Origin of the sequence: Lysinibacillus sp. NPDC056959 (assembly GCF_042674095.1) — a bacterium.
Taxonomy (GTDB): Bacteria; Bacillota; Bacilli; order Bacillales_A; family Planococcaceae; genus Lysinibacillus; species Lysinibacillus zambalensis.
This window is the reverse complement of sequence record NZ_JBHURE010000009.1, coordinates 124,439-137,783: the sequence shown is the minus strand read 5'-3', so window position 1 is coordinate 137,783 and position 13,345 is coordinate 124,439. Positions and strand designations below refer to the sequence as shown.

General features: G+C 33.7%; 19 protein-coding genes. 2 read left to right on the top strand and 17 right to left on the bottom strand.

The annotated features are described in order from the left end of the window. Positions 1 to 467: 467 nt before the first annotated feature. From ACFTQ7_RS13220 to ACFTQ7_RS13200, 5 genes are all read right to left on the bottom strand, one after another. On the bottom strand, positions 468 to 842 hold the full coding sequence (locus ACFTQ7_RS13220; protein WP_386829239.1) for a hypothetical protein: 375 nt from the start codon (positions 840 to 842) through the stop codon (positions 468 to 470). A gap of 1,335 nt (positions 843 to 2,177) precedes the next feature. Further along, a complete protein-coding gene (locus ACFTQ7_RS13215; protein WP_386829237.1) occupies positions 2,178 to 2,324 on the bottom strand; it encodes a hypothetical protein in 147 nt (48 codons plus the stop codon). Positions 2,325 to 2,352: 28 nt separating this feature from the next. Then, a complete protein-coding gene (locus ACFTQ7_RS13210; RefSeq protein WP_386829235.1) occupies positions 2,353 to 2,568 on the bottom strand; it encodes a hypothetical protein in 216 nt (71 codons plus the stop codon). Positions 2,569 to 2,731: 163 nt separating this feature from the next. After that, positions 2,732 to 2,899, bottom strand: a complete 168-nt coding sequence (locus tag ACFTQ7_RS13205) for a hypothetical protein (RefSeq protein WP_386829233.1) — start codon at positions 2,897 to 2,899, stop codon at positions 2,732 to 2,734. Positions 2,900 to 3,022: 123 nt separating this feature from the next. Continuing rightward, on the bottom strand, positions 3,023 to 3,247 hold the full coding sequence (locus tag ACFTQ7_RS13200) for a hypothetical protein (protein ID WP_386829231.1): 225 nt from the start codon (positions 3,245 to 3,247) through the stop codon (positions 3,023 to 3,025). Positions 3,248 to 3,441: 194 nt separating this feature from the next. On the opposite strand from ACFTQ7_RS13200, the gene ACFTQ7_RS13195 reads away from it, so the two are divergent. Further along, a complete protein-coding gene (locus tag ACFTQ7_RS13195; protein ID WP_386829229.1) occupies positions 3,442 to 3,663 on the top strand; it encodes a helix-turn-helix domain-containing protein in 222 nt (73 codons plus the stop codon). A gap of 98 nt (positions 3,664 to 3,761) precedes the next feature. Here ACFTQ7_RS13195 and ACFTQ7_RS13190 read toward each other — a convergent pair whose 3' ends face one another. Further along, positions 3,762 to 3,962 (bottom strand): helix-turn-helix domain-containing protein, encoded by a 201-nt coding sequence (locus tag ACFTQ7_RS13190; RefSeq protein WP_386829228.1) that lies wholly within the window; start codon positions 3,960 to 3,962, stop codon positions 3,762 to 3,764. A 157-nt stretch (positions 3,963 to 4,119) separates the two neighbouring features. Between ACFTQ7_RS13190 and ACFTQ7_RS13185 the strand changes: the two genes are divergently transcribed. Beyond that, the gene (locus ACFTQ7_RS13185) at positions 4,120 to 4,905 is read left to right on the top strand and encodes a hypothetical protein (RefSeq protein WP_386829226.1); all 786 of its coding nucleotides are present in this window, start codon (positions 4,120 to 4,122) and stop codon (positions 4,903 to 4,905) included. 97 nt (positions 4,906 to 5,002) lie between these two features. On the opposite strand, the gene ACFTQ7_RS13180 is transcribed toward ACFTQ7_RS13185, so the two are convergent. The 11 genes from ACFTQ7_RS13180 to ACFTQ7_RS13130 all read right to left on the bottom strand — a co-directional run bounded on the left by ACFTQ7_RS13180 (position 5,003) and on the right by ACFTQ7_RS13130 (position 13,335). Further along, the gene (locus ACFTQ7_RS13180; RefSeq protein WP_386829224.1) at positions 5,003 to 5,224 is read right to left on the bottom strand and encodes a hypothetical protein; all 222 of its coding nucleotides are present in this window, start codon (positions 5,222 to 5,224) and stop codon (positions 5,003 to 5,005) included. Positions 5,225 to 5,335: 111 nt separating this feature from the next. After that, complete coding sequence (locus ACFTQ7_RS13175) at positions 5,336 to 5,512, bottom strand: hypothetical protein (protein ID WP_386829222.1); 177 nt, start codon at positions 5,510 to 5,512, stop codon at positions 5,336 to 5,338. Between the two features lie 116 nt (positions 5,513 to 5,628). Next, a complete protein-coding gene (locus ACFTQ7_RS13170) occupies positions 5,629 to 6,051 on the bottom strand; it encodes a hypothetical protein (protein ID WP_386829220.1) in 423 nt (140 codons plus the stop codon). Between the two features lie 104 nt (positions 6,052 to 6,155). Continuing rightward, positions 6,156 to 6,833, bottom strand: coding sequence for a hypothetical protein (locus tag ACFTQ7_RS13165; RefSeq protein ID WP_386829218.1), 678 nt, complete (start codon positions 6,831 to 6,833; stop codon positions 6,156 to 6,158). Continuing rightward, positions 6,830 to 9,787 carry a hypothetical protein gene (locus tag ACFTQ7_RS13160; RefSeq protein WP_386829216.1) on the bottom strand — a complete coding sequence of 986 codons (2,958 nt, stop codon included), beginning with the start codon at positions 9,785 to 9,787 and terminating at the stop codon, positions 6,830 to 6,832. The genes ACFTQ7_RS13165 and ACFTQ7_RS13160 overlap by 4 nt, the downstream gene beginning before the upstream one ends. Further along, a complete protein-coding gene (locus ACFTQ7_RS13155; protein ID WP_386829215.1) occupies positions 9,777 to 10,091 on the bottom strand; it encodes a hypothetical protein in 315 nt (104 codons plus the stop codon). Before ACFTQ7_RS13155 ends, ACFTQ7_RS13160 begins: the two co-directional genes overlap by 11 nt. A 108-nt stretch (positions 10,092 to 10,199) precedes the next feature. Beyond that, positions 10,200 to 10,484, bottom strand: a complete 285-nt coding sequence (locus ACFTQ7_RS13150) for a hypothetical protein (RefSeq protein ID WP_386829214.1) — start codon at positions 10,482 to 10,484, stop codon at positions 10,200 to 10,202. 23 nt (positions 10,485 to 10,507) lie between these two features. Continuing rightward, positions 10,508 to 11,179, bottom strand: a complete 672-nt coding sequence (locus ACFTQ7_RS13145; RefSeq protein ID WP_386829212.1) for a head maturation protease, ClpP-related — start codon at positions 11,177 to 11,179, stop codon at positions 10,508 to 10,510. A gap of 25 nt (positions 11,180 to 11,204) precedes the next feature. Then, entirely contained in the window at positions 11,205 to 11,789 is a 585-nt protein-coding gene (locus tag ACFTQ7_RS13140) for a hypothetical protein (protein WP_386829210.1), read from the bottom strand. Between the two features lie 369 nt (positions 11,790 to 12,158). Continuing rightward, entirely contained in the window at positions 12,159 to 12,689 is a 531-nt protein-coding gene (locus ACFTQ7_RS13135; protein ID WP_386829208.1) for an ECF-type sigma factor, read from the bottom strand. 4 nt (positions 12,690 to 12,693) lie between these two features. Next, complete coding sequence (locus ACFTQ7_RS13130; protein ID WP_386829206.1) at positions 12,694 to 13,335, bottom strand: hypothetical protein; 642 nt, start codon at positions 13,333 to 13,335, stop codon at positions 12,694 to 12,696. Between the last annotated feature and the right edge of the window lie 10 nt (positions 13,336 to 13,345).

Genomic DNA, 13,345 nt, shown 5'->3' with positions numbered 1-13,345 from the left:
TTGAACGAACTATGCCGACCGACGAACAGAAGACAAAGGAACCTCTGGGGTGTTTTTGAAAAAAGTGTTCAACTTGTAATTGCAATTTAGGAAAAATAAGTTTTGTATAAATATTAAATAATTTAAAGAGTACGAAGCTGTAATTTCTAAATTGAGTTGATTATTTTTAGCATTATTTAAATCAAACATGAATTCGCACCTCACTCTTTTAAAAAAACTTTATTGGATTACATTGTTTAATATTTTTACCAAAAGTAGTGTATTTATATTAAAGAACTCTTTTTCCTATCATTATAATAATTATTATTTATAGTCCAAGCAGAAGTTATTACTAGTACGTAAAAGCTATTCCGTTACTATATGCTAAAGGGCTTGTATAGTACACTTTTAAAGAAGGGGATTCCACTGCCTCTCCTGAAAATTTTGCAACGTAACTAACTCCTTTTGTCAAAGAAACGCCGTTTATATCAGCAACACCAGATATTGAAGGACCATCCCCCCTCCTGAAAATATATTGACCCTTTAAAAGCACCGGTAGATTGAGTATAAATATCAGCTCTACAAGTAAAAGATAAAAATGATCCTGATGCAGCAGGGATATTTATACCCCAAGAGAAAGATCTAGCAGTTGGCATATAATTAAATGTCGATGTTCCATCGGAAGCCCAAAAAGTACCAAACGGTGTTATAACATTGTTGTCTTCTTCAATGTTCTTTACTTCATACATTCCGAAATCATTATCAGTATTTTCTGAAATTTGTTCTTCCGATTGAGCATAGCCTATATTAAAATTGGAAATCCCCATAACAAAAGTAACACTTAATGCTAACAAAATTTTCAAATATTTTTCATTTTTACCATCCTTTAAATTAAATTTTTAATACTTATAAAGAATATTTTTAAGTATGACTAGGATGTGAAAAGCTAAAAATACTTGCAATGTCCTCCCTTCAATTAGACATATATTACTCTAATATGTTAGCGAGTGTATATTAACAAGACTAACATATAGTTACATAATACTGTTAAATATATTGTATTGATATCCAACAATAGAACCGTATAAAAATAGTTTTAATGATAAATTTACTAACACAACAACCATATATTGGCGAACACTCTGTTAAACACTCATTTCTATAGAGAAAAATGAGAAATAACCAGAGAGATACAAGTGATATGCTCCCCTTAGATAAACAGATTTTATTTATTAATCTGTCTATTTAAAAGGGAGCATATTAATGAGTGCCTGGGCTATTGAGACAAGGCTGATGATTTTATCATTTTACCTCATACAGTTTTGTTATTTTGCTTTCATCATTATAGTCTAGCTTAAAACCCTAACAAATCGGCAATTTCTCGTACTTGAACATGTATACTCCCGTCTATAATCATTGCAGGAATGGTCTAAGTATCGTTGAGCATGACTTTCACTTCTGTAGTTAATATTCCGCTTAAGTTTTTCCATCCTGTAGTCATTTAAAACATCAGAATATTTATAAGCATCAGTTATCTATTTAATCATTTGAGGATTTACTTCTCTTAATTCATATTCAGTCCCATAGTATTTATTTCTATCCTTACCTTCGAAAAATTCATCAAATACTTCTTGGGTTGTTTTCATAGTCTATCACACATCAATTATTTTTTTATAATCGAAATAATAGTCTTCACAGATTTATTGTGGAAGACTATTATTCATCTTAATGGCCCCATATATCGGCTAGTGCTCGTTCTTGTATATCCACTTTTAATGCCCTTCTCCATTAGGTTTACTCCTATATATAACAACTAAGTTAATCACCCCAAATGTTGATATATCATCGTTTCATAACAAAAAAAACACTCCCATTATAAGCGAGTGTTTCGTAATTGTTAGGATAACCATTTCGGAGGTGTGTTTTTCTCCCAATAAATATTGTGCGGTGCATATTAGACTTAAAAAGGTCTATAAACGTTAATTTATCAACATTTAAATGATTTTCGAGTAACTTTAAACTACGCAAAATGAAGCATAAAATTGAATTAGTTTGGGGCTAATTGGGGCTAGATTGGGGCTAATAAAACACGGCGAGCGTGTGTACAAAAATGTATGAGTAGGACTGGGAATAATACCCCAGTCCTTTTTATTTTGCCTCCACAAAAAAAGCACCTGCCGTAGCAAGTGCTTATTTTATTACTTATCTTTATTAGTATCTTGTTGAGATTCCATTTCTTTACGTTTTTGTTCTTCTACAAGTTCTTTATAGATTCGTGGTGCTGATGTTTTCATAAAGAAAGCGTGCATACGTTGTTGAGTTTCAATAGATGGCATAGTTTTCAATTACATTCCCTCCTTCCCCCTCTATTTATCAAACACTTTGAACTTCTAGTTCACTAATTACAATATCATACAAATCTTGTGCGTGAACGTTAAGGGTTTTGACTTCTTCTGACATTTCCTTGAACAACGGAAATAATGCCATATCAATTAGACGGACTGTATCTCGGATTTCATCAATTGCACAACACGCCATTCCCGGATTTCTATCCCAACCTTTATGAGTAATCTCGTCAATTCTGTCCATTAAACGAGCTACGGCACCTTGTATAACCTCTAATTGAATCATCTGTGCAGATAAGATATAAGCGTTGCTATTATTCTCATGAGCGACTGCTCTTAAAGTGTGTTGTGTGTTGTGTGTGTTGTTTCATGTAGATTCCCCTTTTCTATTTTATTTAGTAACTCAATCAAAGTGAGCTGCTCTTTTTTAATACTGATTTTGTTAAAACATATAATGTGTCTAATGCCTTTTTGTTGTCAACCTTTAATACCATTTCGATTATGCGTAGATGATCCTTTGCATTGTCTTTTCGATAGTCTTCTATTAAGGCCTGTAATTGGTTTTTGTTATCCATATAATCACCTCATATTTTTATTAGTAGAAATAGGCTCACTGTACTACTATCTATTGGCAACTGCACTTAACAACAGCTGTTTGTTGCGGTCAGACATGACACGCCATTCTTTAGCTGTTACTTTCATGTGTCCTCACTTCCTTTCAAAGATACGTTTCCAAACACTTTTTGCAAGCGTTGACGCATGTAAGCCACTTCCACATCAGTTAATAGCTTGTGGTACTTCATAATGCGTGCTAAACGATGTGTATGCTTACGAGCATCTTTCACCTGATCCAGTTGCTTCATTTTATTGTGGATATACTCATTGCGCTGTTGGATAGTTTTTGATTGGCCACATCCACACATTGATATTCCCTCCCCTTTCTGAATGTCAGATATTTCTAGTCCATTCACCGGACTATTGATAGTCATTAAATAGATTAATACTAACTTCATTGTACTTTTTACTAACTTCATTGTACATACTAGTTAATATTTAGTCAATAGTAATTATGAAAAAATACCAACTTCATTGTATAATTGAATTAGGAGGGATTATATTGATAAAAATTACATTGGACAGAATTATGTTTGAAAGAAAAATTAAAGTTCCGCAATTAGTGGAGAAAAGTGGATTAAATAAAAATACTTTATATGCGTTGCAAAAGAATGAGGTAACACGAATTGATTTAAATACTATAGAAGCGTTATGTATCGCTTTAGATTGTGACATCTCTGATTTAATAGAATACACACCACATAAAAAAGAGGACGCCCAATAATTCGGGAGTCCTTTCACTTTGTTCAAAAAAATAAAACACTCCCAGCCGATCGAGCAGCTGAAAGTGTTTGAATATAAAAAGTTTGTAGAAGTTATGAATCATAAATTTTTAACGTTAAAGGGGTCCGTTAAATCCTTACCAGCATTTCTAACTAAAAAATCATCCAGTTCAATAGTCGATACTTTCATTCGGCCAAGTTTTAATCCCAAGAGTTGGCCACTTTTAATAAGATCATAAACTTTATTTCTATTGCATTTAAGTCTTTTAGCTACTTCTGCAACTTCTAATAGTTCATTCATGAAAGATTCCCCTTTTTAAATGTTATTTTACTGTTTCATATGTAATATCTTTTGTTGTTATTAAAAGCAAAAGTTCTTTTAGTTTAACAGGAAATAATTCATTACTTTTTATTTATTTCATTAAATGGTATAATCTAACTAACAAGGAGGTTAGTAAATGAAAAAACTACCATTATCATTGGCTGCTAGTAGCATTTTTTTATCGATGTTATTTACTCCAGCCCATGAAACTGTACAAGCAAAAGAAATGGAAAACAAAGCGAATTCAAGCACATACATGGTTGCTTTAAAGAAGCCACATACAAATGGTAAAGCTAAAGAGGTTGATACTAAAATTGAATCAGCTAATCAATTAAAAACTTATTTAGACAAAAAATATTCAGAATTAAAAACTGACATTGTTACAGTAAATTTTAATTATACTGTTTCTGAAAACGATGATTTAAATAGACCATATGATTTTTTTATTGACTTCAATATGTCTCTTACACCTTATAGCTTGTCTTTCGAATATGCAATGAGAGACCACTTAAAATCGATTAAGCATCAAGATACAGCCATAGAGGATGTCGCTAAAGCTAGAAAACAACTTAATGATTTTATTGAAGCAATGGCTAAAGATGTAATAGAAAAACTGCCAAACAAAAAAATATTGGGGCAAGACTATTATAGCTGGTATCTTTATCCAAATCTAAAAATGAATTTGAGAATAGAAACAAATATGAGTTGGACGAATTATGAACCAATTAGTACTAAACACGTTTGGGTTGACAAACCAGATGATTATTCTAAAAATATTGGTGCTACCACGGATCCTGCTTATAATGATCTAGAAAGAAATAAATATCTTCGAGAATATGCTCAATTAAAGTATAACGATTTCAAAATAACTGATTTTGGTTGGAGAAAATATTTAGATGATTTTAAAACATTCGATTACTAATTAGCACCTTAATGGGTGCTTTTATTTTGTTTATTTTCAATTAATGAAACATCATCCACAATTCATAGTTATTTGCATAATAAAAAGCCACACCTATTTAGGCATGACCTTCATTTTTCTTAATGACCTGTTTAGTTATCAAATGTACTACAACGCTTATAATCGATACTACGATAGCTACTACATATAATGTAGTTGTTAAAAAACCAACTTGTTCAATTCCTTCTCTTAGGACAATCTTTATAAAAAAGAATGTTGATACTAACATAGCTATTACTGTAACCATATTAGAATATTTGGCTTTGTTTTTAAGACTCATTTATTTCACCCGCCTTCAACATTAATCATAATTCACATGGAATGATATGTCACTACTTGAAATATGATGAATAATAAAAAGCCACACCTTGTTAGATGTGACCTTCTTTTCCTATTTGAACATATTCATTCCTTTAATCTCTCTTGCTAATTTTTTTAGTTCTTTTTGTAATAAATCATTTTCAGGATATTCTTCTTTTAAATTTTCAATCATATTTTTAGCATTTTGATAATGTTCTTTGTAGAATTGAACTTTTTGCTCTTTCGTATACTCTATAACTTCAGTCATAAATATTTCCACCTCCCATCTACTTATATCATAGGATAAATGGAATGGATTGTCATTATAAGAAATATGATGAAGCATAATAAAAAGCCACGCTCAAAAGAACGTGACCTTTTAAATTAATTACCAAATATAATTTCTGACATTATTTCATCAAACTTCTCATCAGTTAGTTCACCATTCTTATATTCCCAATAAAAATTCGTTCCGTTAAAAGCAACTTTGAATACATATGAATCACTTTCAATGCTACTCACATTTAGTATTGCTGTTAAATATTCTTCTACTTCTGTAGGCGTTCTGTAATATAAAGCTATTCCAGTATCACCAAACACATAACTATTTTCAGCCTTATTTTGTTTTAAAAAATCACCTGGTGTAGTATACCCTTCTACTCTGTCATAAAAAGTAGAAAGTTTTAATTCCAAGATTAATTTTATCCGTTGTATTTCTTTTTCGAATAATTGTTTTGCATTTTTTTGAGCCTGTTTTTCTTTTCTGAAACCTTCAACATATTTTGCTATATCTTTTGCTACATCCATCAAATTCACCACCTTCCTCACTAATCATAGTTCAAATGGAATGCTATGCCAATAATACAATTTTGATATAAGAAGAGACTACCAATTTAGTAGTCTCAAATAGTCTAATTTATTTCTTGAGTTTGCAATTCTGTCCTACCTTCAAAATGCATTACTTCTCCATTAACTAGGGCCAACACATAATAACAAAAAGTATTCGAAATTTCCTCTGGGTAATCATTCATTAATTCATAATGCAAATGCATTGAGTAATTAATTAGATCTTCTATTAATGTGGAAATATCGTACTTATTTCTAATCGCACTGTTAACGTCACCTAAACGATCATATGCTTTTGAAACGTCTCCTGGAGCAATCGTATTTCCTCCTACACCTACTGAAGGTACTATAGATATTTTAACTCCATCATCCACATTGTAAGTAATGCTGTACATACTCCCAACCTCAATATCAAATCCGATGATCTGAACAGCAAAGAATATGTCTTTGTGCATGTTAAATGCTGTAGAGAATTTTTCAGGAATTGTATGTGCTAAACTATTCAAATGTATAAAAATTTCAGTTGCTTTGTTTGAGTTTAAACTTATCAATTCCTTAATCACATATTCATAAATAGAATTGAACCCACCGCCTGCAGCAATAAAATTATCAGATATTCGATGGATTTTAGTTTCCATATCAGGTAGTTTCATAGTCTTTCCAAACAACTTAAAAACTTGTTTGGTATCACCACTTATTAAACAAACTGATCGACCATCTCCAAAAGTAGAAATGAGTGTCATGCTCTACCTCCTACTGGTTCAATTTTAATTTTTGGTAAATTAGGATTCGGAACAAATTGCTTTGCTGCTTGTACAATTTTTTTAGCTTTAAATTGAACGAACACTTTAGCTGGTGAATGAATACCAAGCATTTTCTTTGCCGTATTCACTACACCATCTACAACACCTGTAATAGCTTCAATGACATTTTCAGTCATCGCGGATATACCCTTTATTAGACCGTTTATAATATCTTTACCGATTTGAAGAAACTGTGATGGCAATGTTTTAATTTTATCTATCATCCCGTCTTTAAGTTCACTAATTTTATTAACGACATTGGTTTTCATAGTAGAGACGGAATTCACAAAATTAGTAGCGAGATTTTTAACAAAATTCAATACCGTAGTAACCATACTAGAGATAATTGATCTTGCTGAATTTGCTAAGTTTGTAAAGAATGAAACGGAATTAGTCCAAAGACCCTGTACAGAGCTAACCGCATTAGTAGCTAAATTTTTAAAGAAGTTTATGACAGATGATACGAAACTCGATGTTATAGATGATACTTTTGATCCCACCGATGTAAATAATCCTGCGATATTATCCCACATGCCTTTTAGTAGGTTAACACCTGTTTTCGCCAGATTTGTTACGATTGTTTTTATACCACCGAAGAACGATAAAGACATCCAACCGACAATTAAATCAATGGCTCCACTAAATATCTGTTTGATTCCTTCCCACATTTTTGAGAAGTCGCCTGTGAAAAGACCACTGAATACTTTAACGGCTCCCATAATGACATTTAAAGCACCATCAATGACTTGTTTAATGGCATTCCACACAGTTTCAATAACAAACTGAATAGCTGGCATTACAAACTCAATTACAGCTTTAATAGCGTTAAAAACATTCTCTACAGCTTGTAATATTTGTGTCCCATTTGCATCCCAGAATCCCTTTATCTGTGCTGTTTTTTCACCAATAAAAGATGCCATGGTCTCAAAGACTGTGACTGCAACAGATTTTATAGATTCAAAAATAGATGTTACACCATTTCTGAATGATTCACTATTTTGCCATAACGCTACTAACGCTGCTCCAAATCCCGCGATTGCGAGAACAGCTATTCCAATAGGACCTGTAATAGCAGCTATCGCCCCTGCTAGTATTGGCCATGCGGTGACGAGCCCTCCGACTGCTGGCATTAATGCCGCGAATGCACCAGTTAGGATACCAAGCGTTGCAACAATTGCAACAATGGCTGCTGTTAATGCTGCATTATTACTGATCCATTCAGCTATTTTGGCAACCAACTCTGCAATACTTGCTAATACAGGCACTAACGATTCTTTAATATTACCTATTGCTACGGAAAGTCTATAAGCTGGGTCTGATTCCAATTTGGACATATCGCTATTTAATTCATTGGTATTTTGTGCCGCTGTCCTGATATGTTCATTCATACCCTGAATCGTTTGTGAAACCTTACCGCCTTGCTCTTCCCAAAGCGTACCGTACATTTTCACTCCAATTTCATTTCTTTTGGTATCGTCATCAATTAGTGATAGTGCTTGGTTCATTTCTTGCATAGCTTTAACACCATCTTGACCGCCCGAAGCTACTGCCTGACCCCACTTTTCTAATTGTTGAGCACTGATATTTGTACCTTTTATTGCATCTTGCATAGATTTATCAATACCCTGACCGAATTCAGCAGCAACGATACGCCCTTCCTTCAATCCGTCCATTAATATGTCTATATTCCAAGTTCCTGTGTCAACCCCTGCTGCCATTATTCCTTGAATCTGTTCAGCTGTATAACCAGCCATTTTTAGTTGACTTCCATACTCAGCGATAATATCTAACTGCTCTGGTGGAAATCCAACATCAAGCAAGCCATTTACAAGTCCTAAAGCTTCCTTTTGCGATATACCAAGTTCTTTACCAATTTCATGTGATTCTTGAATCAACTCTTTGAAATCAATTTCTTTGTAAGCATACGCAATAGTAGTCGCACCTTTTATGATTTCCTGATTAGTTTTCATTGATGCATCTTTATTCAACGATAACTGTCTTCGTACACCTTCATATGCAGCTTCTTCATCACCAATGGCAGCTGTCGTTTCCATGATGGACTGTCTAACTGCTTTTGTATCGGCTTCATTCAAATTCATAGATATATCAATCTGAGTATTTAAGCTTGAAACATCTAATGCTTGGTGTAAAACTCCAGCAATACCCCCACCTGCTGCTAATCCTGCTGCAACATTTTTAAGTTTGTCACCAAATCCATTTACTGAATCGCCTGCTTTGTCTGCATCTTTAGCAATATCCGCTAATTCTGATTGAACACGTTTTAGCCCACCAGCGTTTACATTTTGCAAAGCATTGTGAATCTTATCAACGTCTGTAGATGCTCCTAATGCATGTTTACCCATCATATTTAAAGCACGATTAATCTGGTCAACACTTGCAGTACCTTTAGTAATATCAGCGCTTAAACGTGACCCTAGCAAATCAGAGAAATGCGCTAATTCAGTTCCTGTTGCTTGAAAAAATGTTTGTAGTTTTTGTTGTGCTGTTTCTAAACGTTGTTGTTCATTTACTGTTATAGTCATTTGTTGACCGTAGGATTTAAGCTGCGCTTCTGTATTAGTTAACTCACGTTGGAACGCTCTATACTGTTCTGCTCCAATATCGCCATTTCGAAATTGTTCATCTACTTGCGATTGAGCAGTCTTTAGTACATCTAATTTTTTACTTGTATTTTGAATTTGTTCTGCTAAAAGCTGTTGTTTCTGAGCAACTAATTCTGTGTTACCTGGATCTAATTTTAATAATCGTTCAACGTCTTTTAATTCGCTTTGTAAATTACCAGCTTGTTTATTAACATCTTTTAATGCTCCCTCTAAACCGGTTGTATCTCCGTCGATGGAAATCGTAATCCCCTTGATACGATTATTGGCCATAGAAAACATCTCCTTTCAATTTTTCTTGTATTTCTAAAAAGATGCCTTTTACTGGTATAGTGGTACAACTATTAACCCAATCATTGTATTTAGGTAGGGCTGGGTTAGCAGTTTTAGCAAAACTCCAAATTATTTGTGCAAGCTTTTCATTATGATATAAATCATTCTTGTAATCAGTTGAATAGATTCCGATATTAGTTATTAAATCCCCATGAAAGTTTTTTCTATAAATTCTTTTTGTCATAGGGCTAGCACACATAGGAATTTCATCGTTATCAATTTCAATCCAAAATCTTGTACTCATACAATCAATCCTTTCGTATTTTAATAGAGCAGCCACACGAATATGGTGTAGCTGCTAGAAATGTGTTGGTTTTAAACTATAAAAGTCAAACACATCCAAAGATTTTATTTACTTTGCTTTTTCGCTAGTAAATTTAGCAAGCCCGAACACTGCTTGATTGATTTGTACTAGCGTTCGGATAGTATCGTTGTACCACTCTTTTTTCTCTTCATCTGTTTGAAGGTGCTCCATTATTGTTGATTTGTTTTCAATAGCTTTTGAAATGAAGCCTTCCACAACTTTATTGCTTTCTGCTATATTTTGAATTAGATCGAATACTTGCTCCCAGTCATTCTCTTGGATAATTTGTAGACGTTCTTCTGTTGTGTATACATCTTTTCTTACTTGAATCAATTTAAACTCCCCTTTTTTCATATTCACATAAACAAAAATCGTTTCTGTTTATTTTTAACTACTGGCTCCGGCTCATTTTTCTTTTGAAGATATTCATCGATAACCGATGCACTCAATAATCCATTCACACCTATACATGCAGCTATTACTTTATTTTGAGTACGACTTTCTGAATACATCACTTCATCCGCAAAGCCATATTCAACTGCTTTATGAGCTGAAAAATACGTTTCCGCATCCAACCATTTTTGAATTTGTTCCCGTGGTTGGTTAGTGCGTAATTCATAAGCGTTAATTAAACTTTCTGCAAGTTGTTCCAATTGGTCTGCAACTTCGCGCATTACGTGTTGATTGCCTGTTTGGGTTGTCCATGCGTTATGAATCATTAGTTGACCAACTGGACTAATTAAAACCTCGTCACCAACCATTGCAATAATAGAAGCTGCACTTGCAGCAATGTTTAATATTTTTACTGTCTTTTTGCCTTTGTAATCTTTTAACTTGGTGTAGATTAAAAAACCTGCATATGCATCTCCGCCACCACTTGAAATGTGAATTTCGATTGGTTCCGAATCCTTTTTGGGTAACTGGCTGAATATATCTTTTGGAGCTGTGTTTTCTATTTTCCATTCGTCATAAATTTCTTTATGTTGGTCAGAAACGATCGCTCCGTTAACTTTGATTACTTTTGCCATTTATCTCACATCCCTTCATTGACGACTATTTACTAACGTATTTTTTCAAGTCTAATAATTTTGAAATAACTACACCTGGGAATGTGGCTTCGCTAGATTTATTCCAACGCGCAATGTTTTCTGCGAGTAATGAAGGTTTTTTTACTGGCAAGCTCTTCACTTTTCGTAATTTCATACGAATTGGTGTCAAGTTGGTCACTTCTTTTTCAATCTGAACCATTTCTGTAACTGCATCTTTTGCCGCTTTTTCAAATTGAACAATGGCTTTCTCTGTAATTACCATCAGTTCTTCATAACGTTTAATCATAGGGGTGATTTCTTTGTTATATAGAACCTCTGCTTTTTCTCGTTCTTCTTCATGAAAATAACTTGGACGTTGTTCATTTGCGATTTGTAGAGCGCGATTCCGGTCATTGATTTTGAATTTTAGTTCGTCGATTTCATCTGAAATTGCCTTGTACTTTTGATGATTTGGCGCTTCTGATAACTGTTTTTCTTTCTCTTTCAATTGCTCAATATATTTTGCCTTTTGATTACTTATCATTCGAGTATCTGCTACTTCGCGAAACGAATTGTAAAATGCTCTTGTTTCCTTGAATGGATTTTCCATTGTTGTTCCACCTTTCGTATTTGACCCTCCCCCCTATCACGCGCGTAGAGAGGGAAGAAAATTTGGACAGTACACCCCATCACCGTTTCCCGATTTTTAGAAAATGCCGGACCCTGAGAGGCGGGGGGTTATATCAATTTCACATTTCAATCACCCCTTTCAATAAAACAAAAAGCCCACAACTTACACATTGCTGTGTAGTCATGGACTTCTAGAGTCTCTCGAGTTTGATATTCGTTTTGGTTTTACATTTCACGCATTGAATTTCTATGTCGTAATCATCATTCACTAGTTTGAAATTCCCTTTTGCTCTACTTAGTAGTTTATTGCATTTCGGGCATCTAATCTCTTTCATATTGTTTCCCCTTTCTATCTTCCAGTTTTTACTCTTTCTCTTCTAGATTCATTAGCAAATATTTTTCTTGCTAGCTCATGTGGAATTGTTGTAGTGCATCCACAATGAGCACAACATGTTTCATATTTAGGGTTTATTAATTCTCTTAACTGTTCCAAGTATTCATTGAAATTTGGAATTGGATTTAGAATAGATTCTTCCTTCGGTTGCTTCATATATTCGGTAAAGGAAGCATGTATTTTTGCTACGTTACTGTAGCTTTGACCTAACGCTTGTGCCACTTCTTCCAATGAATAACCTTCAATGTATTTGTAATAAACCAATTTAGTGAAATCATGTTTACTATTTCTCATGTATGATTTCAAATCTTCTAGATCTATCATTTGAAACGACTTCTCTTTTGTAGCAGCTTGTCTTCTTTCTAGACTACTTGCCTCGTCATTCTCGATACTTTCTAAACGATCAATATAATCCATGATCCTATATGTGTCTTGTATCATTCTTAAATTCGTTTCGGGATTATACAGTTTAAATGCTCTTGTCATTCTCCTACCTCCCTTGTGTAAATAAACTGCGCATCTTATTTTGACGTCTACTTCTTTTCGCCATATCAGGTTTCGGTACAATTTGTTGAGCTGGTCCTTTAATAGATTCACTAATCTCTTTTGTTTGTTCCTCTGCCATTTGTTCGTCATGTAAATAACGTTCACTAATCATTGTTAGATTTCTAATAACAGTATTCCTTAATGTCTCGTAATCTACCTTCTGAGACCACTCAAAATAACGTATAAACAACTCTCTATCTTCTACACTTAATTGTTCGCATATCTCATTAAAACGCTTGTATTGAAGCCTAATGCGTTCTATCCGTTTCTTATACGAGGCCTTCTCATCGATAATCATTAAAGCAAGAGCATCCGTTCTATTTGAAAAACGATCTTCGTTATCATAAACAGGTATGCCGTAACTAAATTCATACAGCTGAGCAAAGTGTGCTGTTTGCCTTTTCTCCAAATAGTTTGCTAGCTTATTAGCTTGGGCATCCATCCACAATGAATACATGAACTTCCTTACTTTATGCTCTAATTCCGAAACGAAAGTATCCGAATCACTTTCAATCGCATAAGGTGTGTCAGCTGTAATAAGCGCTAATTGTTCACCGAAAGCTTCTGAAATAGTGGTTTGATTCATGCAGCACACC

Excerpts from the sequence above, each read along its gene's own strand:
- ACFTQ7_RS13210 (WP_386829235.1), bottom strand. The coding sequence starts at position 2,568 with ATGGACAGAATTGACGAGATTACTCATAAAGGTTGGGATAGAAATCCG.
- ACFTQ7_RS13205 (WP_386829233.1), bottom strand. The coding sequence starts at position 2,899 with ATGGATAACAAAAACCAATTACAGGCCTTAATAGAAGACTATCGAAAA.
- ACFTQ7_RS13200 (WP_386829231.1), bottom strand. The coding sequence starts at position 3,247 with ATGTGTGGATGTGGCCAATCAAAAACTATCCAACAGCGCAATGAGTAT.
- ACFTQ7_RS13190 (WP_386829228.1), bottom strand. The coding sequence starts at position 3,962 with ATGAATGAACTATTAGAAGTTGCAGAAGTAGCTAAAAGACTTAAATGC.
- ACFTQ7_RS13185 (WP_386829226.1), top strand. The coding sequence starts at position 4,120 with ATGAAAAAACTACCATTATCATTGGCTGCTAGTAGCATTTTTTTATCG.
- ACFTQ7_RS13180 (WP_386829224.1), bottom strand. The coding sequence starts at position 5,224 with ATGAGTCTTAAAAACAAAGCCAAATATTCTAATATGGTTACAGTAATA.
- ACFTQ7_RS13175 (WP_386829222.1), bottom strand. The coding sequence starts at position 5,512 with ATGACTGAAGTTATAGAGTATACGAAAGAGCAAAAAGTTCAATTCTAC.
- ACFTQ7_RS13170 (WP_386829220.1), bottom strand. The coding sequence starts at position 6,051 with ATGGATGTAGCAAAAGATATAGCAAAATATGTTGAAGGTTTCAGAAAA.
- ACFTQ7_RS13165 (WP_386829218.1), bottom strand. The coding sequence starts at position 6,833 with ATGACACTCATTTCTACTTTTGGAGATGGTCGATCAGTTTGTTTAATA.
- ACFTQ7_RS13160 (WP_386829216.1), bottom strand. The coding sequence starts at position 9,787 with ATGGCCAATAATCGTATCAAGGGGATTACGATTTCCATCGACGGAGAT.
- ACFTQ7_RS13155 (WP_386829215.1), bottom strand. The coding sequence starts at position 10,091 with ATGAGTACAAGATTTTGGATTGAAATTGATAACGATGAAATTCCTATG.
- ACFTQ7_RS13145 (WP_386829212.1), bottom strand. The coding sequence starts at position 11,179 with ATGGCAAAAGTAATCAAAGTTAACGGAGCGATCGTTTCTGACCAACAT.
- ACFTQ7_RS13140 (WP_386829210.1), bottom strand. The coding sequence starts at position 11,789 with ATGGAAAATCCATTCAAGGAAACAAGAGCATTTTACAATTCGTTTCGC.
- ACFTQ7_RS13135 (WP_386829208.1), bottom strand. The coding sequence starts at position 12,689 with ATGACAAGAGCATTTAAACTGTATAATCCCGAAACGAATTTAAGAATG.
- ACFTQ7_RS13130 (WP_386829206.1), bottom strand. The coding sequence starts at position 13,335 with ATGAATCAAACCACTATTTCAGAAGCTTTCGGTGAACAATTAGCGCTT.